Consider the following 26,216-nt stretch of genomic DNA (forward strand, 5'->3'; position numbering starts at 1 on the left):
TCTATTTATATTGTAGAAAACGGACGATCCATCTCATACAATTTTTGATAGCGCGGGTTTTCTTTCAGTAGTTCCTGATGCTCCCCCTGCATCTCAATTTGTCCATCTTCAATAAACATAATGCGATCACATGCCTCACAGCCAGTGAGATGATGGGTAATCCAAATGACCGTTTTCCCTTTTAACACACGGAAAATGGTTTCAAGCAACTCACGCTCTGTACGTGGGTCAAGCCCAACGGTGGGCTCATCTAATACAACAATCGGGGTGTTTTGCAGCAAAATACGGGCTAACGCCATCCGTTGTCTTTCTCCACCTGAAAAACGAATCCCTGTCTCCTGCACTCCGGTGTGATAACCCTCTGGCAAAGATTCGATGGTCTCGTGCAGCTGCACTTGTCTCGCTGCTTCTTTTACTTGTTCCTCTGTCGCATGAGGAGAGCCTAAGCGAATATTGTTTAAAACAGAGGTATCGAATAAATACGGCTGCTGATTGAGCACTGACACATAGGTAGACACGTTCTCTCGAATGCTTTCGACCGATTTCCCCTGAATGCTGACAGCTCCTTGATTTGGCACGAAAGCTCCTTCTAACAATTTCAAAATAGTCGATTTTCCTGCGCCACTTTTCCCTAAGAGAGCAAGTGATTCCCCTTGCTTTAGTGAAAATGAGAGATGCTTTAGCACGGGTTGGTGCAAATCATACCCAAAGGACACTTGTTCAAAAGAAACAGCTTTATCTTGAGAAACAGCCGACTGGTCAACTGTCTTGCGCTCAGATTCTCCTTCATACGAAAGCTTTTCATAATGATGTAATCTGCTGACAGCATGCTGATAGACTGGAATATCACCTGCTGCATCTGAAAGTGGAAGAAAGGCCTCTGTTAACGGAAAAAGCACAAGCACGAAGGCTGCAATTAGGGTGTGTGACATCGAGCCTGACTGGACGACGGAACCGCTCCAATACACGACAAGCACAACAGCTCCTCCAATGATAAGCTGTGCCAAAAACTGGCGCAGACGGATAAATCGGTGCTTGGCTGCTTCAAGCGCTAACAGCTGCGCTTCTTTCTTTTCATATTCATCCACAAAATCTTTCTGCCTGCCGCTAAACAGCCAATCACTCACGCCCATGACGGCATCTGTTAAATGGCTGTACAGTTCATTTCTGCCTTTTCTCATTTGAATTTGCCTCGCCCGGTTCACTAGCACTGTGACGTATGGGAAAACAAATACAAGAAGTGCCATATAAATCAGCATCAAGCCAGCAAAAGGCCACGAGAATAGACCAAGTGCCCCAATGGATGCGGCGTATAAAAGCAGTGCACCGATGGATGGAAAGATGGTTTTTAAATAGGCGTCCTGTAGTCTCTCAACATCATCTGACAAGAGTCCTAGCAATTCACCTGTACCCAGCTTTGTCTGTTTCGCACTTCGTTCAGCCATGTCATATAGGCGGACACGCATTTTTTCAATCATGGTCAAAATGAGCTGGTGGCTTGCCAATCTTTCTGCATAGCGGGCAGCTGAGCGTGAAATACCAAAGGTACGGACAGCTACAATTGGGACGTAGACCATAAGTATATTCTCAGGTCTTGTGGCAGCTTTTGAAATGAGAAATCCTGACGTATACATCAGCATAGAAGCAGAGAATACTGCAATTGCCCCTAGAAATAAAACCAGCGCAAACAGCTTCTGATTCTCCTTGATATAAGGTATAAACCAGCCTTTACTTACCATGTGTGACCGCCCCCATTTGCTCCTGTACCAATTGATAATACACGCCTTTTCTTTGCATTAATGATTCATGTGTACCCATTTCTGCAATCGTTCCTTGATCCATGACAATGATTTCATCCATGTCTGGCATCCAATGGAGCCTATGTGTTGCTAAGAACACAAGTCTATCTTCAAACAGCGGAAGCATTGTTTTCTTCAATTCATACTCTGTCTCAATATCGAGATGTGCTGTTGGTTCATCTAACAGCATAATGGATCGCTTGCCCAGCACCGTTCGCGCAAGCGCAATTCTTTGTGCCTGTCCGCCGCTTAGCCCTCTTCCCTGTTCTCCAATGACCTCATCAAGACCATTTGGCAGCTGTGCCACGAGCTGAGATAAGCCAGCTTCACTAGCAGCTCTTTCCACTTCTTCATCTGTTGCATGCGGTTCATAAAAACGAATGTTTTCTCTTAATGTCATGTGAAATAAATAAGGGTGCTGCGGCATATAGACGACTTCCTTTTGCCATTCCTTCATCTGTAAATGCACAAGCGGATTGCCGTTTAGTGTGATTTGACCTGAGGTCGGTTCAACAAAGCCGCCGAGCACATCGGTTAACGTCGATTTCCCTGAACCACTGGCACCAATGATTCCGATTTTCTTCTTCCCTTTGACAGTGAGGTCTACATCTTGAATCGAATAAGGGGCATGTTCGTCATGCTGGACACTCACATCATACAGGGTGAGTGCAGACTGTTCATTCCACTCGTTCAATTGCACTGATTGTGTCTCCTGCCTGCGGAAGCCCTTTTCTTCTAAAATGACCTGCATCGCTTCATTCGCTTCTTTTCCATTTAGCGTGGCATGATAATCATTTCCCACTTCACGTACTGGCAGGAAATATTCTGGTGCCAGCATAAGCGCTGTCAAAGCCGGCAATAAGAGAAGCTCTCCTTCAATTAATCGCAAGCCAAGAAAGACAGCGACGGTAGCAATCGACAGCATGGAAAAGAAATCAAGCGCAAATGATGAAAGAAATGCGACCTTCAGCGTACTCATGGTCGCCTTTCGATATCGCTTTGACACTTCCCCAATATTACGGGAATGGTTTTTGCTAATGCCTAAGTAACGAAGCGTTTCAAGGCCGCGGAGAGAATCAGTAAAATGATTGGATAATTTCTCATACGATCTCCATTGTTTGGCCGCTTTACGCTGAGCGACAAGACCTAGCAAAATCATAAAGATAATTAATATCGGTAGCGTCACGATTAAAATGACGGCAGATGTGTCGTCTAATGTCCAAACATAGATGAGGACCATTGCCGGTATCACTGCCATGTTCACCATTTTCGGTAAAAACAGCTGTAAATACTGACGATATTGAGCAATTCCCTCCATCGCTAATGTAACAAGCTTTCCTGTACCCTTTTTCTTTGTGAAAGCTGGGCCTAAACGAAAGAGTTGGTCTAACAGCTGTTTTCTGACGTCTGCTCCAATTCGGGAAGAGTAGGTAAACATGACCTTCTCCCGAATCAAGGTGAGACCGTGCCGCACCAGAAAGGCAGCAAGAAACAGCAGGACATAAGGCGTTGCCTGCGAAAGGCTTTTCCCGTCAAACAGCGTAGTAATGGCATGTGCCAGCCATTGTGCTTGGAAAATAATACTTGCTCCTTGGATGAGTGACACAATACCTAAGAGGGCAAGAAGCCCTCTTATTCCTTTTAATTGAAGCAAACGTTTATCCATTAGTAGGTCATTGGCTCCTTACCGCTTACACGTTTACGGAAGACGTAATAGCTCCAAATTTGATACCCAAGCACAAAGGGCAGCAAAGAAATGGCAACAATCGTCATGACCGTCAGTGAATAAGATCCAGATGCAGCGTTTTGAATGGTCAGATCAAATGTATGGTTGATTGAACTAATCATGACGCGCGGGAACAATGCAGTGAAAAGCATCGTCACTGTCACCATAATGCCCGCACCTGTGAATAGGAATGTCCAGCCATCACGTTCTTTTTTCATAAAGAATAGCGCCGCTACGTAACAAACCACAATGAGAACAGTTAACGGGATAGTGATGATCGGGCGTACCGTATAAATGTCTGTTTCCATGATAGATACACCAACAAATAGGACAAGTACAGGCAGTGCAATCAGCAGGACACGCTTGCCAAGCTTTCTCGCACGATCTCTTAAATCACCCTCTGTTCGAAGTGTGACGAAAATCAATCCGTGCAGAAGGCAAAGAACCGTTACAGCTAATCCGCCAATCACTGAATAAAGGTTCACAAAATCCGTAAAACCAGCGTACATGTTCATGTCTTGATCAATTGGCATCCCGCGTAAAATACTTGTGAATAACACACCGAGTAAAAACGGTGGCAATAGACTGCCAAAGAAGATGACCCAGTCCCATGCTTTGATCCAAGAGGCTTTCTCCACCTTCCCTCGGAATTCAAAGGCAACTCCGCGCCCGATGAGCGCTAAGAGGAGAACCGCAAACGGTATATAGTATCCACTGAACATCGTGGCATACCAGTGCGGGAAAGCAGCGAAAATTGCGCCCCCAGCTGTAATCAGCCAGACCTCATTCGCATCCCAGAAAGGTCCAATCGTGTTAATTAAAATGCGGCGTTCGTGCGCATCCTTTCCAAGTAGCTGCATGGACATCCCAACACCAAAATCAAATCCTTCTAAGAAGAAAAATCCAACAAACAATACTGCGACAAGAATAAACCAAATCTCGTTAAGATATGCCATGATATGCGCCTCCATCAAATGGATCTGTAGACAGGTCCGTTTCATCCTTTTGATCTGTATCCTCTTCCGAATGTGCACCTTTTTTAATTTCACGAATGAATAGGTAGGCAAGCAAGATGGCAAGAATCAGATAAATCGTCGTAAAGCTAATGACTGAGAATAACAGCATGCCGTACGATACGTTTGGTGAAATCGATTGAGCAGTCGTCATCATTCCAAAGACCGTCCACGGCTGACGCCCGATTTCGGTCATGATCCAGCCAGCTGAGTTCGCAATAAACGGGAATGCAATCATCCCTACCATGAAGCGTAAAAACCATTTGTTCGTTTCGAGTTTTTTTCTAAAGCTTAAATACAAGCCAATCATACTGGCAAAAATCATCAGCATGCCGGCACCAACCATGATTCTAAAGCTCCAGAAGGTTGTTTTTACTGGCGGAATGTAGTCTCCAGGGCCAAACTTCGCTTCATATTCTTTTTGAAGGGACAGCATGCCTGGCACATCTCCACTAAATTTCGAATAAGCCAAGTAACTTAAAGCAAACGGAATATTGATCTCCGCAGAGTTTTCTTTTTTATCTGTATCAATGTTGGCAAATAGTGTCCAAGCCGCTGGATCTCCACTATCCTTCCAAAGGGCTTCACTTGCTGCCATCTTCATCGGCTGTGATTCCATTAAGTGCTTCGCTTGATCATGTCCAGAGAACGCCACACCTAAGCCAGAAATTAAAGCGAGAACCATCGCAATTTGAAATGATTTTTTGAAAAAGGCGATTTCTTGTTTTTTGATCATTTTATAGGCACTAACTCCTGCAATAAAGAATGCACCTGTAGCCAGCGCACCAAACAGAACGTGCGGGAATTCAACCCAAAGCTGCGGGTTCGTTACAAGAGCGCCAAAATCATTCATTTCTGCACGGCCATTTTTAATGACAAATCCAACTGGCTCTTGCATAAATGAGTTGGCGAGTAAAATCCAAAACGCGGAAAAAATCGTACCAATTGAAACAAGCCAAATACACAATAAATGAATCTTCTTCGGCAAGCGATCCCAGCCGAATATCCAAAGTCCAATAAATGTAGATTCAAGGAAAAAGGCGAGCAGTGCTTCAATGGCAAGCGGTGCACCAAATACATCACCGACAAACCTTGAATAATCTGACCAGTTCATCCCAAACTGGAATTCCTGGAGAATCCCTGTCACCACACCTACTGCAAAATTGAGTAGGAATAGATGACCCCAAAACTTCGCCATTTTTTTATAAATCTCTTTTTTCTTGACGACATAAAGGGTCTGCATCAATGCAACGATAAACACCAAACCTATTGACATAGGAACAAAAATAAAATGAAATAATGTCGTTGAAGCAAATTGAAATCTTGCTAAAAACAGCTCACTCACAGCCTTACATCCTCCCTTACTTTCACATGCCGAATGATTCGAAACATCTATGCTCACCACTTCACAAAACGTTCACTATTTGTTCAATGGTTCACAAATAATAGCCTATTTGAAATGGTTTACTCGGTGAAATTTTACTCTTGCTTTTCATTCGGTTAGTTATTTATACCTGTACTTTACACCCATACGCTTCAAAAATAAAGTAAATTTTACCTAAAAATTGGATGGTATTGTGTCAGTTGTTTGAATACTTTGTCAAAGAAATGTGACAGAAAGTAAAAAAACGTAAAAAATAGCGCTACACGTGAGCTGCAGCGCTTTGTTTCTTTTTTAGGCTTTTTTCTGTAAAGCCGGTCTAGTCACTTGTACTTCATAGTACGTAATTTTGTTTTTCAATAGGCCTTCAGGTTTCGCTTTTCCATGAGCATGTGCATCACCAAATGCCTGAGATTTTGTCCAGTTCACAAAGTCTTCTTTTCGATTCCAGCGTGTATGAATGGTCACTTCATCGTAATCGGTTGTCTGCTGTGTGACCCAGACTTCCATGCCTAAAAATCCTTCCATGAATTCTACTTGTCCCTTCTTATTAAAACGTTTGACGAGGTGTTCGGCACTGCCTTTTTCTACTCTTACCTGGTTATTAACAATGATCATGTTTTGTTCATCTCCCTTTTGTTGTTGGATCGAAGCGATTGGAATAATCAGCGGATGCTCACCGTCTAAGTGAACCTCAGCCTGAATCCCAAAGACCTCTTTGAAAAAGCTTTCTGTTAATACGTCTTTTGGTGTCCCTATTTGATAAATCTGACCACGCTTCATCGCGATGAGGCGGTCACAATATTTTGCTGCCTGCTGCAGGTCGTGAAGAACCATTAAAATGGTGATTTCATGCATCTTATTCAGCTGTTTGAGTAGCTCTAGTAAATCAAGCTGATGCGCAATATCTAAGTAAGTTGTCGGCTCATCCAGAATAATCGTCTCTGTCTTCTGAGCGAGCGCCATCGCAATATACGCTTTTTGCCTTTCACCGCCAGACAATGTATGCAGCATTCTATTTTCATTGATACGGCTATTGGTCACATCAAGCGCCCACTCAATCGCTTCTTGATCTGTCTTCGAGCTTTTTTTCCAGATCGAACGATGCGGACTGCGTCCAAGTGCGACCAGCTCCCGTACGGTCATAGATGGAATAGCTGTCCTCGTCTGCATGAGAACGGCGATTTCCTTTGCAATCTCCTGAGCCGTCATCTCTTTTTGCGGTATATCGTGAATGTATATCATGCCACTTTCGATTGATGTAAGACGTGCGGCTGCTTTAATAAAAGTCGACTTCCCTGATCCATTCGGTCCAATAATGCCTGTCACGCTTCCTTTAGGAACAGCTGCTGATATAGATGAGAGCTGAAAGCCTCCTTGACTGAGACTCACGTCTTCCATAGCGATCACATCCAACTTAACCCCTCCCTTTCTTTTTTAATAAATAGAGGAAGAAAGGTGCACCGATGCACGCAAGCAAGATACCGACAGGCAGTTCAACTGGCGTAAACCATACCCTTGCCGCTGTATCTGCAAAAACCACAAGCACGCCTCCGCCCAGCATCGAGATCGGCAGCAGGTACCGGTAGTCATCTCCAATCAAAAGACGAATAAAATGAGGAACGACCAGTCCGACAAAGCCTATTAAGCCGCTCACACTTACTGCTGCACCAGCTAAAAGTGCCGCTAGCGCAATTAAGAAAAACCGGGTGCGCTCTACTCTGAGACCGAGTAGCTGAGCCGATTCGTCGCCAAGCAAAAGAAGATTTGCCGGCTTGATGGCAAAAAAACAAAGGCACAACCCAGCAAGCGCATAGGGCGACACGAAGCTTAGATGATGCCAGCTCCGTCCATTTAATCCTCCTGATAAAAAAGGCAGGACAGCCTGCACACGCTCACTATAAAGCACCATAAACCCATTCATCACCGCCCCAAGCAGGGCATTGACTGCCACTCCCGCCAAAATCAGCTTCAGCGGGGAAACCCCTTGATCAAATGAGAGCATATACACCACAAGTGCCGCTAATAAAGCGCCAAGGAAAGCAGAGGCTGGGAGCAGATACGTGAATTGCGGAAACACGATCATGCTGAGTACAGCAGCCAATCCGCCGCCAGCTGTCACACCGATGATGCCAGGGTCAGCGAGTGGATTTCGGACGACTCCTTGTAAAATCGCCCCTGATGCTGCGAGACAGGCCCCAACGATGAAACCGATGAGAACGCGCGGCAGGCGTAAATCCATCACTATTTTCTCATGGACAGGCTGACCTGAGCCCGTCAAAGCAGCCAGTAAGTCTTGCATTGTTAATTGAACAGAACCTAATGCAAGTCCTAGACATGCACCTACAACTAACGAAATGAACAGCCCAGGTATCAGCCATCTTCGCCTCGACTGTCTTTTTTGAAAATCTAATTCTGCATTCATTTTCATGATGACAATCGCTTCAATCTTTTCTCTAGTTCATCAATCGCTCTCATCACGTCTGCACCTGGATTCGTCCCAAATAGATCACTAGGCAGAATCTCGACATGTCCATGTTTGACGGCTGACACATCGTGCCATGCGGCATTCTGTTTCATTTCACTCATAAAGCCAGCTTTCACATCTTCAGGATTGCTGTGAGTCATAAGCAGGATAAGATCAGGATCAGCTTCGATGACCTTCTCTGCATTGATTTGAGCGTATTGAGGGAATTTCTCGAGTGCCGGTTCATTCTCCGCAATGTTCGTCCCTCCAGCGATGTGCAGTAAATCTCCGCTCAAGGATTGAGGTAGCGCCGCCATATATGTGCCAGGTGCCCCGTATACAACGAGTGTCTTCACTTTTTTCTGAGACTGTTTGACCTGCTTTTTCCGCTGATCGATTTGCTTGTTAAGCGCTTTTGCCTTTTGCTGCTTTCCTAGCAAATCTCCGAATAACGTAATTTGTCGCTGGATGTCCTTTACTGAATTGGCACTTGTCAAAAGAAGCTGTGAACCAATTCCTTCTATTGTAGAGATGTCCTTGCTGTTTAATTGTTCATTCCCAAGTACTACATCGGGCTTTAAGCTTGTGATGAGCTCTACATCAAATTGATGTGTTGTACCAATTGTTTGGACAGATGTAGCCTGTTGTAAGCTTTCTGGTAATTCGGCGGACGGACGACCGACCACCTCGCCTCCTAAGGCATATAGGATGCTCATGTCTCCAGTCGATAATGAGACAATACGCTGAGGGGAGTTTTCAAACGACAGTGTTCTGCCGGCAAAGTCCTTTATCTTCAGCGCACCTTGTCCGCTCCCTTTCTCTACGGGTGCTGCCTGACTGCATCCGCCGAGGAGAAGCATCAAGACAAGACCCATGAAGATCACATGTGAGAATTTCAACCGCCTGTCTCTCCTTTTCTAGTAAACTTTCTTTAGCTTTGCCTGTACCACGAGACGCCCGTTTTTCGGTGCAAGCACATGATCACAGGTCGATAGAGTGAGGATGAGGTCATCTGTGGACACGTCTGTTTTCGTTTGATAGATTGATTTTTTCCGCACAGCTTGCAAGTAGTGCGCATATTCGCCAAGATCTTGAAAATCGGTTTGAATATAATCGAAGTCCACCGTTGTTTCATACACGGCAAAAATCTCCGCCTCATAGCTTCGATACAGCGTATCGTATTGAAATGTCCGATGTTCATCGAAGAAATCCTTTTTTAAATAGTTTGTGAGTCCAGCGAACATGGACCCATCCCTCATTCGATGCCCGTACACCACAGTATTCGGGCTTTCATGCAAGACGTCATTGCGATAATCCATAAAAATACTGCCTACCCTGGTGTCATTTTTTAAATAATTACGGGTTAAGTAGAACGCATTATCGCGAGATTGGACGATTGGGTACTGAATCATTGTGTCCTTCATGTTGATCCAGCCGACAATGTCGTCGTTTACCTTCCGCAGTTCATCAAATGACGTACGAATGGTTCCTGGCTTCCGGCGTTCATTCATTCCTGGCTCATGTCCGTACATCGTCTGAGCCTTTGCAAGCACCTGACGATTTTGATAATAGCCGAACAATTCTAAGCCAATGACCGAACCGCTATAAATGAATACACCTAAACAGACGATTGTCAGCATCCGCTGCCAGACCCGTTTTCCTCTTTTCACACTGTCTCACCTGCTTTTTGCACAGCTTATATACCAACAGGTACGATGTACATCCCTGTTTCTTCATCCTGTTTAATCGTGACGGACACATCATAAATGTGCCGCACATTCTCTTCTGTTAACACATCGTTTGGCTGTCCTTCACTGATAATACGCCCATCCTTCATCGCAATGATGACATCGCTGTAGCGGACAGCCTGATTCATGTCGTGCAGCACCATAACGATTGTTAGTCCATGTACGACATTGAGCTCACGGATCAGCTCAAGAATGTCAAATTGATAGTAGATATCCAAATAGGTTGTCGGTTCGTCTAAGAAAAGGATCGGCGTTTTTTGCGCAAGTGCCATCGCAATCCATACTCGCTGCCGCTCACCACCTGACAGTGAGGCGAGCGGCACCTTTCGTTTTTCCGTTAGCTTTGTACTAGAAAGCGCCCACTCTATCGCTCTCTCATCCTCTTCCTTGTCTCCTCCGCGCATCGTCTGATACGGCGTTCTGCCGAATGCCACGACCCTTTCGATCGTTAAATCAAGCGGTGCTTCATTTTGCTGATGAACGACAGCGAGCTTTTTTGCCAGTTCCTTTGGCTTAAACGCATTCAGCGCTTGGCCGTCTAAGTGAATCTGCCCTTTGTTTGGCGCATGGTTATGCGCCATCAATGAAAGCAGTGTGGATTTACCCGAGCCATTCGGACCGATAATGGTTGTGATTTTCCCTTTTTCAATCTTTGTTGTGACCGATTGAACGATGTCCTTCTGCTGGTCATATGAGAATGACACCTCACGAATGTCCATGGAGACGATCCCCCCTTCTTAGTAAAAAGATCAGAAATGGTCCGCCAATCACGGCCATGATCGTAGAAGCAGGAATTTCATTTGGCGCGACAAGCGTCCTGCCGAGTGTATCAGCCGTTAGAATCAGCAAAGCCCCGCCTAACGCAGAAAATGGAATGAGTACCCGGTGATCCGAGCCGACAAGTCTTCTTGAAATGTGCGGGATAAGCAAACCGACAAACGCGATCACGCCCGCTACCGCTGCTGTCACCGCCGCAAGCAATACAGCTGTAATGGAAATTAAAAGGCGCATTCTGGTCACACGCAATCCTAAATTTTTCGCTGTCTTGTCCTGAAGAGCCAAGAGGTTACACCACCTACTAAAGAAAAGGGCTACGACAAGACCGACGACACCATAGACTCCGATTAAACGGACATCTCCCCACGTTTTCATCGTGAGATTCGACTGTCCTGACTGATTGATCGTGATATTGAAATAACTGCAAATGGTCACAAATGCTTCAGCCATTCCAGTAAACATGGCATTGATGGCGATCCCAACCAAAATCATACGGATGGGGCTTAATCCACCCTTCCAAGACAGAACATACACGAGGAAACACGCAATGGCTCCGCCTAACACCGAAAATAAAGGAGAGTAGAAATAAAATTGAGGAAGTGCTGTTATGGCCATTAAAGAAAAGAAGCTGGCTCCTGATGAAATCCCAATGACGCCGGCATCAGCTAATGGATTCCTCATGACCGACTGTAGCAGTACACCGGAGACTGATAAGGCGGCCCCTGTAAACATGGCAATGAGCATGCGAGGAATTCTGAGATCTTTAATGATTTCTACCTGTGCATGTTGACCGGTGATGAGCCCTTCCAATAATTCAATCGGGGTGACATGAATGCTCCCAGTAATGGCGGAATAAATAAACACGCACACTAGTAAGACACTGACTGTCAGAAATAAAATCCCTGTTTTTTTCATCTTAAACGTCCTTTTATCATTCAGATTCGCCGCTTATGACGGATACAGCATACGCGTTAGTTCATCTAATGCTTCTGCTGCCTTTAAATTGCCTGTTGTCCCGAATAAGCTTTCTTCGAGGTCATACACCCGGTTTTGCTTGACTGCATGAAAATGCTTCCAAATGTCATTTGATTTAAATTCTTGATCAAACATGCGGACGACTTCATCTGGCATCCCATGTGCGGCCCGGAGGATGATATCTGGATTGGCTTTTTGTAAATACTCCGTATTGGAAGCCAAATACTCCATTTTCTCACCTTTGACAATGTTCTCTCCGCCTGCGATACGTACAAGATCACCAATATATGAATGCTCTGTCGCCACCAAATAACTGCCTGGTACACCAAGCAAAATCAGAACGGATGGCTTTCGTTTTCCCTTCGTCTTCTCTTGTATGTCTTTCTTTTTTTGTTCAAAATCAGTCACGATGCGCTTGGCTTGTTTCTTTCTGTCATACTGATCTCCGAGCTTCGTGATCGCCTTCTCCATGTTAGCCATGCTCTCGAGATTTAAGTATGTAGCAGGGACACCTGCTTGCTGAAAGGGTGTCTCTAAATCATATTGAAGGGTTGTCACAGACAGGACATCTGTCGGTTGAAGTGATTGGATGATTTCCATGTCTGGGCTCATTGGATTACCGACTTCCGGCAGTCCTTTATAACGAGCTGGCAAGGATTTTTGGCTAGTTGGCACCCCGACAAGATCGATCTCTAAGGCATCCATGATCTCCACAGCGGCTACAGTCGTTGCCACAATGCGCGCATTTGATTCTACGCTTTTTTTGCTTTTTGCTGAGCTTTCAGCTGACTGTGAGCAGCCTGATAAGATCACGCACACACCGAGGGCAGCGATCAAGGTACATAACATTCGATGCTTCAAAAACAGAAGCCCCCTTTCGAAAAAAGAGAGTGGATGCGTCGATGATCTCGGCGCATCTCACTTCAACTAAATCATTTATCTTGTTCTTGTTTGATACTTTCTAACGAGGACGAATAATGACCCGCCGAATAAAAGAATATACACCCAAAGAAGAGAGGTATCTCCTGTTTTTGGATTCAGTTGTCCAGTCTCAGACTTGGTTTGGTCATCTGATGGAGTAAAAGTTAACTGCTCTGCACCTGTTTCCTCTGGCACTAAATTCTCAAGTTGATTCGGTTGATTTGGTTGAGAATCGCGATCATTTGGATTTTTAACAAAGCCGATACTCTCATCGTCACCAATGACCGATCGAATCCCACTTCCTTCGCCAAGAGCAATTCCTTTCGTGTCATAGACAAGTTTGACATCGTACTGCTCATGATAATTCGCAGCCGGAAGATCAATTTTTACGCGTGCTGCCTGAGCCGTACTTAAGCTTTTGACTTCATATTGAATCACTCGTGTATCTGATTTTTGATCTGTTTTTGCAACATGCGTCTCCTCAAACTTGCCACCTGTTCCTACTTGGAAGGACGTAATGGCTGAGCTATTCTTCACTGTATATGAAACGAAATGACGGCCATTTTTCACAACCAGTGTCGCAGGGCTCACGACGTAATCGTTCATACGAGAAAGCTCATCCTTGTCTGCTTTTTTCATAGAGAAAGGAAGCTTGTATACACCGTCTTTAAGCTGAGCTGTCTCTTGAGCAGCTCCGCCGTTATTTGTTTCTGGTGATGGTGTGTTTGGTTTTGGTGTTTCTGGTGTAGGTGTAGCAGGTGTTTCTTCCTCTACCTGTCCGCCTTTAATTGGCTCGATACTCTTTGCATCGAATTGAAAACGAATATCGTAGGTTTGCTCATAGTGAGCGGCTGCTACGACAACGTGTACTTTTCCTTTGACCGCTTTTTTCAAATCTGCGACATCAAATGACACCACTCTTGTGTTCTTTGCTTTATCTGTACTGACAGTCTTCACTTCTTGATAAGAACCGTTTTTCTCTGTTTTCAAGGAAGCGACAGACGTATCGTCTTTCACCGTAAAGGAGATGGTTCGTTTTCCATTTTTGATGGTTAAGGATGCAGGATGTGAGAAATATTGGTTCATCCGAGATGACTCATCCTCATCCCCTTTAAGCACACTGTAATTGATGCGGTACTCGCCATCTTTCAGTTGATTTTGCGTAGAATCCACTGGTTTTGTGCCATTATTATTACCTGGTGTCGTCTGCTGATCGTCTGGCTTTGTGCCAGTTTGATCATCCGGCTTTGTTTCGTTATCGTCTGGCTTTGTGCCAGTTTGGTCATCTGGCTTTGATTCGCTATCGTCCGGCTTTGTGCCAGTTTGGTCATCTGGCTTTGTTTCGCTATCGTTCGGCTTTGCAGGAGTAACGAGCGTTAGGCTGCTTTGATCGAATGCAAGCTGTACGTCATATGCTTCGTCATAAATAAGGCCGCCTAAATCCCAGTAAATTTTCACCCAGCCGTTTAATTTGGCTGATAAGTCGGCAACATCAAATTTAATCACACGTGTATTGGCAGTTTCATCCTCACTAACGGTTTCAGTGGTGACAAGATTGCCATTTTGTTCGACCTTGAAATCTGTAATCTCTTTGCTTTGCTTCAGTGTGACATAGGCAGTCGTTTTGCCATTTTCCACAATCAGCTTAGCTGGCTTTTCTGTATACGTATCCATCATGGACGCTTCAGTGCTGCCATTTTTTAAAACAGTGAATCCAACTGTGTATTCACCATCAACAAATGATGCAGCTTGAGCCGTTCCCTGAGGAATCTGAAATGCAGTCAACAAACTGAATAAAACGAACAGAATGGCTACCTTTAGATGTAAAAGACGTTTCAAATGGTGACACTTCCTTCCTTAATGCTTGATGATCCACTTTCTTGCTAAAAATCCGCCTGAGCATAGAGCAAGAACAAGGAGCCATCCTATCTGGTTTGAATCACCAGTTTGAGGATTCTCTTCTTGTTTTGTCGTGGATGAATCAGATGTTTTCGTTGATTCTTTTGCTGGCTGCTGATTTTCTGCTTCACCCGCTGATTTGTTTGTGCTGTTAGACGAAAGTGATTTCATGCTGCTCTCATCAAATTTCAGCTGAATGGTATAATCATGATCATAATCAGCAGATTTTACAGTGACATGAATTTTTGATTTGATTGGTTTAGACAAGCTCTGAGCTTGGAACTGAACAATCCTTGTGTTGGCTTTTTTATTGGTTGAGAGAACCGTTGTATCGACATAGCCGCCATTTCCAGGCACTTTAAATTCTGTCACCCAGCTGCTATTTTTAATGGTCATTTGTACTGTCAACTTCCCGTTTTTTGCAATCACTTTTGCTGGCTTCAGCCAGTAATCATTTGCCATGGAGACCGCATTTCCTTCAGCCTTGAGCACATTATAGTTGACGGAGTATGTACCATCCTTTAAAGTGGCAGCCTGTGCGTTTGAAAAAGGCAGCATGAATACCAATAATAAAGCGGTCATGAAGACTGATAGCCTCATCATTTTTTTCATCAAGCGAATTTCCTCCCTTTTTATTGAACAGATGCTGCATCAAACTTGAGTCGGATGTCGTAATTACCTGTATATCCGATGGCAGGTACAGTGACGCTCACTTTTGCTGGTACGACTTCTGTCAGGCTGTTCACGTTGAATTCTACTGTTCTCTTATTCGCAGCTGTGTTTGTACTGATCACCTTCGCATTTTTGTAGACACCTTGCTCAAGTGTTTTAAAGCTAGTGATCCAAGAACTATTTGTTAACGTAACTTGTGCTTTGATTTTTCCATCCTTCACGACAAGCTTGGCTGGTTTTTCAAAATACGTATTCGCTGTTGAAGTCGAATCGCTATCTGCCTTCCATACCACATATTGTGCTGAATGTTGACCATCTGCTAAGCCAGCCGCTGAGGCTGAGCTAATTGGGGCTAGAGCAAATAATAGAACAAAACTAAAAAGCAATAATGCGTGTGATGTTGAACGAATGACTTTCATATGAACCCTCCTAAATGATATTGATAATTATTCTCAACAGACAATAAAAAAAATAACCTTCATAAGCGCTGGATCACACTTATAGATGATTATGATAATCATTATCAATTGAGTTGAAAAAATAAATCTTTGCTTCTTAAAAGCCAAAGATGTCTGTTTCTAAATGATGTATTGACACGTGTTTTAGGCAATCTGTCCCATTCATGATTCCATGGCATGACCTCCATTCCATTACAGGGAAAAGAACCCTCTTCTTCTTGATCTTATATGATGGGTGAATTTATTGTCAACATCATTTTTCATACTATTGACTTAGATTTCTGGAAAATCGCACAAAAAAATTTCGATCAGACAGACTGATCGAAATCGATTAGGATGGGACATGTTCCTCTTTTTTGCTGTTTTTACGTTCTAAAGACCAAGCATACATTTCACGAATAATCGGCTCTACTTTCTTCCCTTGCGCTGTTAATTCGTATTCAATCCGTACTGGAATGTCAGGGTATACGTTTTTCTCAACAAGTCCTTCAGCCTCTAAATCCTTCAGCCTTTCAGATAATAATCTGCCACTGATGTTCATTTCATTTTCAAGCTGACAGAAACGCTTAGGGCCTGTCAGAAGCTGATTGATGATGAGAATGACCCACTTCTTGCCTAGAATCTCCATGGCATCTGTGATTGGACAGCCATCTTCTTGAGCCATACCTTACTCCCTCCCGCTTTTCTCTCTTTTTTTCATTATAACATAATTAATTACTTGAAATAAGTCACTAACTATTATATATTTTAGTTACTAAAAGTAACAAGGTATTCATTTTTATAGATTTTCAAAAACATTTGAACATGCCGATGCATATATCATGAAGGAGATGACCGAGCTTGAAGACAATTGAGGAACTAAGATTGGGTGTAACAGAGTTACATGTATCCAGCTTTGAGCGTTCTTTACCTTTTTATACAGACATTTTAGGATTTTCTATATTAAAAAAGACAGATTCCACAGTGACACTTGGCAGCAATGCAAAGGAACCCATTCTTTTGTTAAAAGAAGATGCACAGCTCAAGGAGAAGCCTGATCACGAGCCAGGACTTTATCATTTTGCTGTTTTATTACCTACCAGAAAAAACCTGGGCACATGGCTGGCACATGTGATCAAAAAAGGCTATCCTTTAATTGGAGCAAGCGATCACTTTTTCAGTGAAGCCATTTATTTAAGTGATCCTGACGGCATTGGCGTAGAAATATATGCTGATCGCCCTGAGGACGTTTGGGTAGGTGAGCATGGAGAACTGAAAGGTGGCGGAAATGCACCTCTTGATGGAGATGGTCTCCTGCAAGAAGCCGCTGATACGACGTGGGAAGGACTTCCGGCTGGTACCGTGATGGGACACTTACATTTCCATCTGAACCCAGAAGAAGCTGATTCCTTTTATGTCAATACGCTCGGTTTTCATATCCGAATGGCTCCACCAGCAAGCGTATTTATCGCCGCTGGTGTGTATCACCATCACCTTGCCTTTAATGCTTGGGGACGCGGACGAAAGGGAGCCATTGATCCACGCTTTTCAGGCATTAGAAGCTATACACTCGTATTCCCAAGAGAAGCAGACAGACAGTCCGTCGTTGAGCGCTTAACAAAAGCAGGCACTCAAGTGAAAACAATAGGGAAAAGTAACGAATTTGTTGATCCATTTGGCGTTCTCGTTCGTTTACAGATTGAAGAAACAGACAAAAAAGAAGGTGCAGAATATGGACAAACACACAGATCTTAAAACAGCCATTTTAAAAGATAAAATCAAACGAGTACAGCAAGAAGACGGGTATATATATATCACTGGACCCATTAAATTGCCAGTGAATTTAGACGGCAGAACGGTGATGTTCAACTGGTATTCATGGTTAAAAGACGATGGATTAGAGCCATTGTCAGATGAAGCTTTAATTGAAAGCCTCTCGTCCCGCCAGCTTGCTGATCAGCAGCAGTCAAGCGTGCTAGTGTATGGAGATTTCGAGCACGCTGACGAAGCCCTTATCCGTATGCATTCCATTTGCCATACCGGTGATATTTTCGGAAGCAAGCGCTGTGACTGCGGATTCCAATTGAAGCAGTCCATGCGAATGATTGAGGACAATGGCGCAGGTGCCCTGTTTTATTTAGCCAACCATGAAGGCCGCGGTATTGGACTTTTCACGAAAGCCATGGCCTATATCCTTCAAGAAAACGGCTACGATACAGTAGAAGCAAACGAAGCACTTGGCTTTGAAGATGACACGCGTCAATATGAAGAAGCCATCGCGGTTCTTCAAACTCTTCGTACAAAACCGGTCAGACTCATTACCAATAATCCAAAAAAAACAGATGCCATCAGCCATGCAGGCCTTTCTCTTTCTGGACGGATTCCACTTTGGGGTGATGTCTCTGAGTTCAATGAAAAATACTTGCAGACAAAAATTAACCGCTCGGGTCACATGAAGGCGGATCAAGAGGTGCATACGATTGCCACATCATGAGCGATATATGAATCTAGCACTTGAAAATGCACGGGCAATGAAAGGTCAGACATCTCCAAACCCGCTCGTCGGGGCTGTGATTGTGCGAGAGAATGAAATTGTAGGTGTCGGTGCTCACATGAAAGCCGGTGAACCACATGCTGAAATTCATGCACTTAAAATGGCTGGTGACAAGGCAAAAGGAGCCACCATCTATGTGACCCTAGAGCCTTGTTCCCACCATGGCCGTACAGGTCCTTGTGCGGAAGCACTTGTGAAAGCAGGCGTCGAAACCGTTGTCGTGGCGGCTCTTGACCCGAACCCGCTTGTCGCTGGCCGCGGGATTGCCATTTTACAAGATGCTGGCATCCAAGTGATTACAGGCGTACTTGAACAGGAATCCATTCTCATGAATGAAGTGTTCAATCATTTTATTACGAAAAAAACACCTTTCGTGACGCTCAAGGCAGGTATTACCTTAGACGGAAAAATTGCGTCTGCTACGTCTGACAGCAAATGGATTACATCTGAAACATCCCGTCATGATGCTCATCATATCCGCAGTATCAATGATGCGATTTTGGTCGGTGCTCAAACGGTTATTCATGACGACCCTTCACTAACTGCACGGATTCCAAATGGGCATCATCCGATTCGAATGGTTTTAGACTCTAAGCTCTCAACACCGCTGACAGCAAAAATCGTCACTGATCAAATGGCACCTACATGGATCTTTACAACAAAGCAAGCCGATGAGGAAAAACGAGCCGCTTTAGAAGCAGCCGGCGTCAGCGTCTTTGTAACAGACAGCCAGACGCGGGTGCCCCTGCAAGAAGTGCTTCAAATGCTGGGAAAAAAAAATGTCTCCTCCCTCATGATTGAAGGCGGCGGCCAGATCAATGCTTCATTTTTAGAACAGCAGCTTGTAGATAAATTGGTCATTTATATGGCACCTAAACTGATTGGCGGAAGGCTGTCTCCCTCCTTTTTCGGAGGCGAAGGCATACGTCTCATGAGTGACGCCATTGAACTCGATCAACTCTCAGTAGAAACACTAGGGAAAGATATCAAAATAACGGGCTATCCCGTTTATCAATAAACAAAAAAGCTTGTAGACCCCGTCTACAGGCTTTTTCAATTGGCATTTTTCTGTTTCTGATTTAGAAACCTCAATTGATTTTTACACCAAATTATTTGACGCCACTTTATTAGTAAAAGGAAAAGAGACAGCTTACTTTGACTTAAACGGGTTAAGGCTTGCCCTGAATGTGGAAAAGGACATTCCTCGTCAAGACATCCAGCACTCTTACACACACATCGCTTTTTCAATCGATGTAAAAGATATAGATCACATGTACAACAAGCTAAAACATTTGAACGTCAACACCTTGCCAAGTCGCCCAAGAGATGAAAAGGATCATCAGTCGATCTACTTTACGGACCCTGATGGACATAAATTTGAGTTTCATACAGGGACCATGAAAGATCGAATCGATTATGACAAGCAAGAAAAAGCACATATGGAATTTTTTAATGAGTGATAAAAAATAAGAGGAAACAACATGGTGCTATTCGTAATTTTATGGACATAATGGTAAAATATACATGGAAACGTAAAGTAATTGATAGTCCTCCCCCCTTCTGTAATAAAGGTGTTTTTATGCCAAGAAAGGAGGGGTCAGTTTGAGAACAAAACTTGTGCATTCACGCGTTGAGAGACGCAAGAACAAAAAGAAAGAAGCTTGCACCTGCAAGTACAAGCTTTGGTTTCTTATCTTAAATTCGATAAGAACTCTAGTCCAGTTCATAACATGGATGATAGATAAGAGACCGTTCTGAATTAACCCTTAAGATGATAATAAAAAATAAAGTAGCACCTTCATTACCCCTAGTCAAGGTAATGCTGGTTCTATCTCGTTTCTGCTTTTGGAGGGCTACTTTATTTTTTTCATTTTATCTCAGTGTATTCCTCAAGTTAAAAATGTATACATAGAAAAAGCACACGGTAGTCAGCCGAGTGCTCAAATTAAATTTCTTTTCAGTTATATGGTGACATTCAAGAAATTCACCTTGAAGCTCTCGTGCTTCAGTTTGAAAACTAGTTCAACTTAGTCCGAGTTGAACAAAAAACTTGTGCAATTACATGTTATCATAAGTATCAATTTGTTACCATAGATAAGCACACTTTTTAAACCTTTAAGTGTAAAAATTTCTAAGGACTGTAATGTATGAAATGAATTTTGCTGTTTTTATCAAGTACACCGAACAACAATCTATATCACTTAAAATTCTTATGTACCGCCCCCTTACTTTCTATTGGCAACTGTATGACCTAGTTTAGTTAAATAAAAAGGAATCAGTGGATGACAAAACTGATTCCTTCCCCTCCTTGAATCTATAAGTCCAAAACAAGTTTTATTCAAACCATGAAACTTGTCGTAAAATGTTTCATGTGAAACATTTATCGTTCATTCCCTTCTACCAACCTGCCAAAGCTTTCGGGTGAAAGTCCCGGTGACACGCGAACACGGTGTAAGGACATCATGCCCTGTTCCTTCTTCGCATGTCCTGGTTCAGTGGTGACAGCCATTTGATAACCGGCTTGCTTCGCCAGTCTTAGCGTGTCTTCGTTATAGCGCCCGACAGGATAGCTGACCATTCTCGTACGCTGAGCAAAACGTTGATCAAAGAATGCCTTTGATCCTTTTAATTCCTCTTTCTGCTGCTCCTTTGATAAACGATTGAGCTCTAAATGATGAATGGTATGACTCTCAATTGATAGCCCATTTGCGATCATTTCATCCATTTGTTCATCCGTTAAATGGTTCTGGCGGCCAATGGATTGCTCAATCATGAAAATCGTTGCCTTCATTCCATACTGCTTTAAAATCGGAAATGCCTTTGTATAGTTATCGGTATATCCATCATCGAATGTAATGAGGACACACTTCTCACTTGGCTTCGTATTTGTTGTGAAGACGCGGTACGCTTCTTCTGGCGACAGCGTGACATAATCGTTGTCCTTCAGCCATTTCATATGAGCCGCAAACTCGCTCTTTGGTACACGCAGCGAGTTACCGCTGGAGATGCTGTGATACATCAAAATCGGAAGCTCTACCGGCTCCTTTTGCTCAATCCAGCTTTGTGTATCAATCTCTATCGCTTCTTCCTGCTGAATCTCTTCTGTTTCTTTTAACCGTAATGGACCCTTTTCCTCTTTGACCACTTGCTGGTTTCCTTCCGTTCGCTCCTTCATTCCCATACAGCCCGAAATGAGCAGCGCCAAAAGACCAACCGTCATCAACATACATGTTTTTTTCATTCACCAATCCTGCTTTCTCTCTATCTATCGAATGATTATAACAGAAATTGGTTACTAGCTGATATCTATTTTGATAGGGTGTTCATTTTTTTACACATTTCAATCATTTCGATGGCAAGCAGATGAATGGTCTCTGTTGTGAGCATTTGATCTTCTGCATGTATTAGCAGTAGAGAAAAGGGAAGCTGCTCACCTGCCGCCTCTTTTTGGATCAGCGACAAGTGCAGGTTGTGGATGCTTCGAAACGCTTCCTCTCCTTTTTCAATCAACTGCTGTGCTTTTTCAAAATCATCAGCTCTTGCTAGACGAATGGCTTCGACATAATGGCTTCTTGCCTCGCCTGCATGAGCAATGATTTGAAAGGCCGCTCCCTGCATTTCCTCTAATACCGTCATCTGCTTCTCCTCCAATTACTTAAGATTCATTTGCTAGTTTCAGAGCATGTTCTAGTATTTTTTCTCCGTTCGCTGTTCCGTATAATTTCACATTGATGACATCAACAGGTATTTGATAAGGTGCCGCTGTTTTTTCTGCTGCCTTTTTCATAAAGCTTACTTGCGGTCCAAGTAAAATCACCTGCACATCTTCTCCATGCTCTTCTAATTCATCCGCAATAGCCCCTTCAGGTATGGCGTATATATCATATTCCAGTCCCTTAGCTTCTGCGGCTGCCTTCATTTTGGACACGACAATGGACGTCGACATTCCTGCGGCACAAGCGAGAATGATTCGTTTCATATCCCAACACTCCTATCGATAGTTGACTTCTGTTTCGACCTTCAGTTCCCTTGTTTTAATTAATGTCTGGTACCAATACGCTGATGCTTTCAACTGGCGATTCCGTTCATTCTCAAGCTGGATTTCGACTAATCCGTAGCGGTTTTTAAAGGCATTCATCGGCGATACATTATCCGTAAAAGCCCACAGCATATAGCCCGTGCAATTTGAGCCTTCTGCTTTCGCTTGAAGTGCCCGTTTCAAATGCTGGCTGATAAAGGAAATGCGATACTGATCATCGATGATACCGTCTTCTTTTTTAAACCGTTCTTCCTTTTCTACACCCATGCCGTTTTCGGCCACAAACCACTCAATATTTCCGTATTCTTCTTTTATTCTCATGCCCATATCATAGACAATGTCCGGGTAGATTTCCCAGCCTCTGAATGGATTCATTTTTCTTCCTGGTAGCTCAAACATATCGTAATAATAAGACGGATGAAATGGTGTGTGCTCATTCCACGCCTTACTCGGCGCCTTGACTCGATGCGGATAGTATAAGTTGAGCCCGACGACATCGACCGTATAATTCTTGATGACCTGAAGCTCTTCCTCTGTCGCATCGAAAAGAATATCATGCTTTTTCAACAGATCGAGCAATTCCTCTGGATACTCCCCTTTGATGGAGGGATCTAAGAACACTCGATTGAAAAACAAATCATATATCCGTGCCGCTTCTTGATCATGCGGAGCAGAAGATCTTGCATACGTCACTTCTGGATTGAGAATTACCCCAATTTTTGCACCTGTTGATTCCTTCAAACCCATCTCTCGAAAAAGCTTCACCACTTTTGCTGTTGCCAGCGCTTTATGATAATTCCACTGCATCCATTTCTTCGTATTTTGCTCAAAGGGGTAACGGATAGCATCTAGGTACACGCGTGTTTGGACAACAATCGGTTCATTAAAGCTAAACCAATGCTTGACCCTGTCTCCATATCGCTCAAACACCTTTTCCGCATAGAGAATAAACAGCTCGACGACGTGCTTTGATGACCATCCGCCGTACTTTTCAAGCAGCACGGCTGGAAGCTCATAATGCTCTAAGCAAAACATCGGCTCTACACCTGCTGCGATTAATTCATTGATCAAATCATCAATGTAACGAGCATAGTCCTCATCCACAATCCCCTTCTCGTAATCGATAAAAAATCTCGACCAATTGATCGATGTCCTATAATGAGTCAGGCCGATCTCTTTCATGAGGGCTACATCTTCTGGATAGCGCTCGTAAAAGTTCGTCGCACCAGCCGGCCCATATCCTTCGTGCCATACGTGATATCCGTTCTTATACCATAAATCGATGTACGAGTCCTGATGCGCTTTCTTTCCCTTCCATCCCTCCGTTTGCCAAGCAGAGGCCGCAGCGCCTAGGATAAAATCTCTTGGAATCTCAATTCTGTTCATGTCGCCACATCCTCTTTCCTCGTTTGAACGTGAAGTCCTTCCCACATTCCCTGCAAATACATAGCCCCAAGCGCCCGATCATATAAACCATAGCCAGGCCTGCCTGTCTCGCCAAAGATCATACGCCCATGATCTGGACGGACATAACCAGCAAATCCCTCTTCATACAAAGCCTTCACAATTGCCCCCATATCGAGACTTCCTGCTGATGAAAGGTGCGCTGCCTCTTCAAAATCACCATTTTTATGCACGAGAACATTGCGTAAATGAGCAAAGTGGATGCGTCCTTTTTTCGCATATTTACGCGCAAGTGATGGGACATCGTTCTGCGCATGACAGCCGAGAGAACCAGAGCAAAACGTAAAACCGTGTTGAGAGCGTCCATCGATCTGAAGAATACGATCCAACTGCTTTTCATGACTGACAATACGAGGCAGTCCGAAAATATCCCAGGGAGGGTCATCTGGATGGAGTGCCATGTTGATCTTTTCTTCCACTGCCACCGGAATGATATGTTGTAGAAAATAAGACAAGTTCTCGAATAGTCTTTCTGCCCCAAGCTCCCTGTAATCAGCCATCAATTGTTTCACTTCCTCCTGTGTATAAGAGGTATCCCATCCGGGCAGCGAAAATGGGTCTTTCTCAATGTCCATTTGTTCTAGTTGATGCTGAGAATAGGCAAGGGTCGTCGATCGATCTGCCAATGAAAAGTCCAGCTGCGTTCGTGTCCAATCGAGGACAGGCATGAAGTTATAACAAATGACTTTCACACCGTGCTTCGCTAATCGTCGAATGTTTTCTTGATAATGCTTGATATAAACGTCCCTCTTTGGTCTACCAAGTTTGATGTCTTCATGGACAGGAAGACTTTCGACAACCTCGAAGGAGAGATCATGTCTCTCAATCTGTTCTTTTACATGAGCAATCCTTTCCTCAGGCCACAGGTCACCAGCCGGGACATCATAGACGGCACTCACAATACCTTTCATGCCTGGAATTTGACGTATATGGGCGAGTGATACGGGATCATCCTCTCCGTACCACCTGAATTGCATGTTCATTCATGTCACTCCTTTTATTCTGAATCGGGTGCAGCTTCTGGTTTGCGGTTAGACAAGAGAACAAATGGCAAATAGATGAAGACTGCGACCACAATACAGATGAGCTGTGTGATGACAGCCCCCATGCTGCCAGCGGTGGACAGCCATGCATTCACGATCGGTGGTGTCGTCCACGGCACCATCACGACGGCTTTTCCAGCAAACCCTGTAGCTGTCGCAATGTAACCAATCGTTCCTGTCACAAGAGGTGTGACGATAAATGGAATTGCCATCACAGGGTTTAACATGACAGGTAAGCCAAAAATAACGGGTTCATTGATATTGAAGAGACCTGGACCAGATGAGAGCTTGGCAATACTTCGCATCTCTTCCCTTCTTCCAGCAATAAAAATCGCAATCAAAAGCCCAATGGTCACACCTGAACCACCGATGCTCATATACACATCCCAAAATGGCATCGTGATGATATTCGGAATCTCTTTTCCTTCTTGAAATGCTGTCATATTTACTGCGATCGACCCTAATAAGAGTGGCTCCCGGATCGGTTTGATCATCTGGTTGCCATGGATGCCGATCACCCAAAAAAATTGCGCCACAAACATCAAGGTTAAAATTCCCGGCAGACCCTGTACAACACTTTCTAGCGGGCGTTGCACCACGTTATACACTGCTTCATGCAAATAAATGCCTGTCAAACGATAAAATGCAAAGCCGAAGGAACTAATGATCGTAATCGTAATGATCGAAGGAAAAAGTGACGAAAAAGATGTTGCCACATTTGATGGAACAGAATCTGGCATCTTAATTTGTAACCATTTCACCTTAGTCAGCTTACAAAAAATTTCTACAGATACGATCGCAATGATCATCCCTAAAAATAAACTTTTTGGATCGGAAAATTGCCTTGCCAGTACATCTACAACTTCACGCATTGATCCATCCACTTCAAGAAGAAGTGTCGTTGGAATAACAGATATAAATGAAATCAATGCCATCAGTCCTGGGAACAGGGACTTGTGCCCGTTGATTTTCCCAAGCTCTATTCCGATGAGAAACACAGCCCCAATCGTTAAAAAGTTCAGCGTGGCATAATTGATTGCCTTCATAATTGGCTGAAGCTCCGCTAAAAATCTGAACATCTCAAAATGAGCAAGCCCTGTTTCTGGGCTCATAATCATATTTGCCACTAATACAGCAAAAGCTCCTGTAATGATGATTGGCATCAGTGTGACAAATGCCTGTTTAATCGCCATAATATATTTCTGATTCGTGATGCGATAAGCCACATTCCCCATGACGTCCGCTGCTTTCTCTTTGAAGCTCATGATCTGTCTCCCCCTTTGCAAAAACTCGTGATCATC

General features: G+C 43.8%; 24 protein-coding genes and 1 pseudogene. 4 read left to right on the forward strand and 21 right to left on the reverse strand.

Annotation, left to right across the window (positions count from 1 at the left end; translation table 11 throughout):
- Positions 1–5: 5 nt before the first annotated feature.
- The 15 genes from cydC to MHI35_RS17810 form a co-directional block, all read right to left on the reverse strand.
- Positions 6–1,739, reverse strand: coding sequence for a thiol reductant ABC exporter subunit CydC (cydC, locus tag MHI35_RS17740; protein WP_211062696.1), 1,734 nt, complete (start codon positions 1,737–1,739; stop codon positions 6–8).
- Positions 1,729–3,465, reverse strand: a complete 1,737-nt coding sequence (cydD, locus tag MHI35_RS17745; protein ID WP_335349544.1) for a thiol reductant ABC exporter subunit CydD — start codon at positions 3,463–3,465, stop codon at positions 1,729–1,731. Before cydD ends, cydC begins: the two co-directional genes overlap by 11 nt.
- Entirely contained in the window at positions 3,465–4,481 is a 1,017-nt protein-coding gene (gene cydB, locus MHI35_RS17750) for a cytochrome d ubiquinol oxidase subunit II (protein WP_012011719.1), read from the reverse strand. Before cydB ends, cydD begins: the two co-directional genes overlap by 1 nt.
- Positions 4,468–5,883, reverse strand: coding sequence for a cytochrome ubiquinol oxidase subunit I (locus MHI35_RS17755; RefSeq protein ID WP_012011720.1), 1,416 nt, complete (start codon positions 5,881–5,883; stop codon positions 4,468–4,470). Before MHI35_RS17755 ends, cydB begins: the two co-directional genes overlap by 14 nt.
- Positions 5,884–6,213: 330 nt before the next feature.
- Positions 6,214–7,329, reverse strand: a complete 1,116-nt coding sequence (gene isdG, locus MHI35_RS17760) for a heme oxygenase (protein WP_417894687.1) — start codon at positions 7,327–7,329, stop codon at positions 6,214–6,216.
- A gap of 7 nt (positions 7,330–7,336) precedes the next feature.
- Positions 7,337–8,350 carry a FecCD family ABC transporter permease gene (locus tag MHI35_RS17765; RefSeq protein ID WP_144455253.1) on the reverse strand — a complete coding sequence of 338 codons (1,014 nt, stop codon included), beginning with the start codon at positions 8,348–8,350 and terminating at the stop codon, positions 7,337–7,339.
- On the reverse strand, positions 8,347–9,285 hold the full coding sequence (locus MHI35_RS17770; protein WP_144520033.1) for an ABC transporter substrate-binding protein: 939 nt from the start codon (positions 9,283–9,285) through the stop codon (positions 8,347–8,349). Before MHI35_RS17770 ends, MHI35_RS17765 begins: the two co-directional genes overlap by 4 nt.
- A gap of 18 nt (positions 9,286–9,303) precedes the next feature.
- On the reverse strand, positions 9,304–10,056 hold the full coding sequence (gene srtB, locus MHI35_RS17775) for a class B sortase (protein ID WP_335349542.1): 753 nt from the start codon (positions 10,054–10,056) through the stop codon (positions 9,304–9,306).
- 26 nt (positions 10,057–10,082) lie between these two features.
- Positions 10,083–10,853 (reverse strand): ABC transporter ATP-binding protein, encoded by a 771-nt coding sequence (locus MHI35_RS17780; RefSeq protein WP_335349541.1) that lies wholly within the window; start codon positions 10,851–10,853, stop codon positions 10,083–10,085.
- Complete coding sequence (locus MHI35_RS17785) at positions 10,840–11,826, reverse strand: FecCD family ABC transporter permease (RefSeq protein WP_144455244.1); 987 nt, start codon at positions 11,824–11,826, stop codon at positions 10,840–10,842. The genes MHI35_RS17780 and MHI35_RS17785 overlap by 14 nt, the downstream gene beginning before the upstream one ends.
- Positions 11,827–11,859: 33 nt before the next feature.
- A complete protein-coding gene (isdE, locus tag MHI35_RS17790; protein ID WP_224925603.1) occupies positions 11,860–12,747 on the reverse strand; it encodes a heme ABC transporter substrate-binding protein IsdE in 888 nt (295 codons plus the stop codon).
- Positions 12,748–12,822: 75 nt separating this feature from the next.
- A complete protein-coding gene (locus MHI35_RS17795; RefSeq protein WP_335349540.1) occupies positions 12,823–14,646 on the reverse strand; it encodes an NEAT domain-containing protein in 1,824 nt (607 codons plus the stop codon).
- Positions 14,647–14,664: 18 nt separating this feature from the next.
- A complete protein-coding gene (isdC, locus tag MHI35_RS17800) occupies positions 14,665–15,318 on the reverse strand; it encodes a heme uptake protein IsdC (protein ID WP_335349539.1) in 654 nt (217 codons plus the stop codon).
- A gap of 20 nt (positions 15,319–15,338) precedes the next feature.
- Positions 15,339–15,797, reverse strand: a complete 459-nt coding sequence (locus tag MHI35_RS17805; protein ID WP_144520018.1) for an NEAT domain-containing protein — start codon at positions 15,795–15,797, stop codon at positions 15,339–15,341.
- A 370-nt stretch (positions 15,798–16,167) separates the two neighbouring features.
- Positions 16,168–16,500, reverse strand: a complete 333-nt coding sequence (locus MHI35_RS17810) for a winged helix-turn-helix transcriptional regulator (RefSeq protein WP_224925607.1) — start codon at positions 16,498–16,500, stop codon at positions 16,168–16,170.
- Positions 16,501–16,676: 176 nt separating this feature from the next.
- Between MHI35_RS17810 and MHI35_RS17815 the strand changes: the two genes are divergently transcribed.
- The 4 genes and pseudogenes from MHI35_RS17815 to fosB all read left to right on the forward strand — a co-directional run.
- A complete protein-coding gene (locus MHI35_RS17815; protein WP_144520012.1) occupies positions 16,677–17,570 on the forward strand; it encodes a VOC family protein in 894 nt (297 codons plus the stop codon).
- Positions 17,548–18,309, forward strand: coding sequence for a GTP cyclohydrolase II (locus MHI35_RS17820; protein WP_144520009.1), 762 nt, complete (start codon positions 17,548–17,550; stop codon positions 18,307–18,309). The genes MHI35_RS17815 and MHI35_RS17820 overlap by 23 nt, the downstream gene beginning before the upstream one ends.
- Positions 18,296–19,387 (forward strand): bifunctional diaminohydroxyphosphoribosylaminopyrimidine deaminase/5-amino-6-(5-phosphoribosylamino)uracil reductase RibD, encoded by a 1,092-nt coding sequence (ribD, locus tag MHI35_RS17825; protein ID WP_335349538.1) that lies wholly within the window; start codon positions 18,296–18,298, stop codon positions 19,385–19,387. Before MHI35_RS17820 ends, ribD begins: the two co-directional genes overlap by 14 nt.
- A gap of 46 nt (positions 19,388–19,433) precedes the next feature.
- Positions 19,434–19,829, forward strand: a pseudogene (fosB, locus tag MHI35_RS17830) (metallothiol transferase FosB); the annotation flags it as partial.
- A gap of 920 nt (positions 19,830–20,749) precedes the next feature.
- Here the strand turns inward: fosB and MHI35_RS17835 are convergent.
- The 6 genes from MHI35_RS17835 to MHI35_RS17860 all read right to left on the reverse strand — a co-directional run bounded on the left by MHI35_RS17835 (position 20,750) and on the right by MHI35_RS17860 (position 26,180).
- Entirely contained in the window at positions 20,750–21,610 is an 861-nt protein-coding gene (locus MHI35_RS17835; RefSeq protein ID WP_211062703.1) for a polysaccharide deacetylase family protein, read from the reverse strand.
- Positions 21,611–21,675: 65 nt separating this feature from the next.
- Complete coding sequence (locus MHI35_RS17840; protein WP_024423898.1) at positions 21,676–22,005, reverse strand: PTS lactose/cellobiose transporter subunit IIA; 330 nt, start codon at positions 22,003–22,005, stop codon at positions 21,676–21,678.
- Between the two features lie 19 nt (positions 22,006–22,024).
- Positions 22,025–22,348 (reverse strand): PTS sugar transporter subunit IIB, encoded by a 324-nt coding sequence (locus tag MHI35_RS17845; protein WP_012011735.1) that lies wholly within the window; start codon positions 22,346–22,348, stop codon positions 22,025–22,027.
- Positions 22,349–22,360: 12 nt separating this feature from the next.
- Positions 22,361–23,794, reverse strand: coding sequence for a glycoside hydrolase family 1 protein (locus MHI35_RS17850; protein WP_224925610.1), 1,434 nt, complete (start codon positions 23,792–23,794; stop codon positions 22,361–22,363).
- The gene (uxuA, locus tag MHI35_RS17855) at positions 23,791–24,855 is read right to left on the reverse strand and encodes a mannonate dehydratase (protein WP_211062706.1); all 1,065 of its coding nucleotides are present in this window, start codon (positions 24,853–24,855) and stop codon (positions 23,791–23,793) included. Before uxuA ends, MHI35_RS17850 begins: the two co-directional genes overlap by 4 nt.
- A 14-nt stretch (positions 24,856–24,869) precedes the next feature.
- On the reverse strand, positions 24,870–26,180 hold the full coding sequence (locus MHI35_RS17860; protein WP_335349537.1) for a PTS sugar transporter subunit IIC: 1,311 nt from the start codon (positions 26,178–26,180) through the stop codon (positions 24,870–24,872).
- Positions 26,181–26,216: the final 36 nt, after the last annotated feature.

The organism is Bacillus sp. FSL K6-3459, assembly GCF_038003305.1.
Lineage (GTDB): Bacteria > Bacillota > Bacilli > Bacillales > Bacillaceae > Bacillus > Bacillus pumilus_O.

Excerpts from the sequence above, each read along its gene's own strand:
- cydC (WP_211062696.1), bottom strand. The coding sequence starts at position 1,739 with ATGGTAAGTAAAGGCTGGTTTATACCTTATATCAAGGAGAATCAGAAG.
- cydD (WP_335349544.1), bottom strand. The coding sequence starts at position 3,465 with ATGGATAAACGTTTGCTTCAATTAAAAGGAATAAGAGGGCTTCTTGCC.
- cydB (WP_012011719.1), bottom strand. The coding sequence starts at position 4,481 with ATGGCATATCTTAACGAGATTTGGTTTATTCTTGTCGCAGTATTGTTT.
- MHI35_RS17765 (WP_144455253.1), bottom strand. The coding sequence starts at position 8,350 with ATGAAAATGAATGCAGAATTAGATTTTCAAAAAAGACAGTCGAGGCGA.
- MHI35_RS17780 (WP_335349541.1), bottom strand. The coding sequence starts at position 10,853 with ATGGACATTCGTGAGGTGTCATTCTCATATGACCAGCAGAAGGACATC.
- MHI35_RS17785 (WP_144455244.1), bottom strand. The coding sequence starts at position 11,826 with ATGAAAAAAACAGGGATTTTATTTCTGACAGTCAGTGTCTTACTAGTG.
- isdC (WP_335349539.1), bottom strand. The coding sequence starts at position 15,318 with ATGAAAAAAATGATGAGGCTATCAGTCTTCATGACCGCTTTATTATTG.
- MHI35_RS17805 (WP_144520018.1), bottom strand. The coding sequence starts at position 15,797 with ATGAAAGTCATTCGTTCAACATCACACGCATTATTGCTTTTTAGTTTT.
- MHI35_RS17810 (WP_224925607.1), bottom strand. The coding sequence starts at position 16,500 with ATGGCTCAAGAAGATGGCTGTCCAATCACAGATGCCATGGAGATTCTA.
- MHI35_RS17820 (WP_144520009.1), top strand. The coding sequence starts at position 17,548 with ATGGACAAACACACAGATCTTAAAACAGCCATTTTAAAAGATAAAATC.
- MHI35_RS17835 (WP_211062703.1), bottom strand. The coding sequence starts at position 21,610 with ATGAAAAAAACATGTATGTTGATGACGGTTGGTCTTTTGGCGCTGCTC.
- MHI35_RS17840 (WP_024423898.1), bottom strand. The coding sequence starts at position 22,005 with ATGACGGTATTAGAGGAAATGCAGGGAGCGGCCTTTCAAATCATTGCT.
- MHI35_RS17845 (WP_012011735.1), bottom strand. The coding sequence starts at position 22,348 with ATGAAACGAATCATTCTCGCTTGTGCCGCAGGAATGTCGACGTCCATT.
- MHI35_RS17850 (WP_224925610.1), bottom strand. The coding sequence starts at position 23,794 with ATGAACAGAATTGAGATTCCAAGAGATTTTATCCTAGGCGCTGCGGCC.
- uxuA (WP_211062706.1), bottom strand. The coding sequence starts at position 24,855 with ATGAACATGCAATTCAGGTGGTACGGAGAGGATGATCCCGTATCACTC.
- MHI35_RS17860 (WP_335349537.1), bottom strand. The coding sequence starts at position 26,180 with ATGAGCTTCAAAGAGAAAGCAGCGGACGTCATGGGGAATGTGGCTTAT.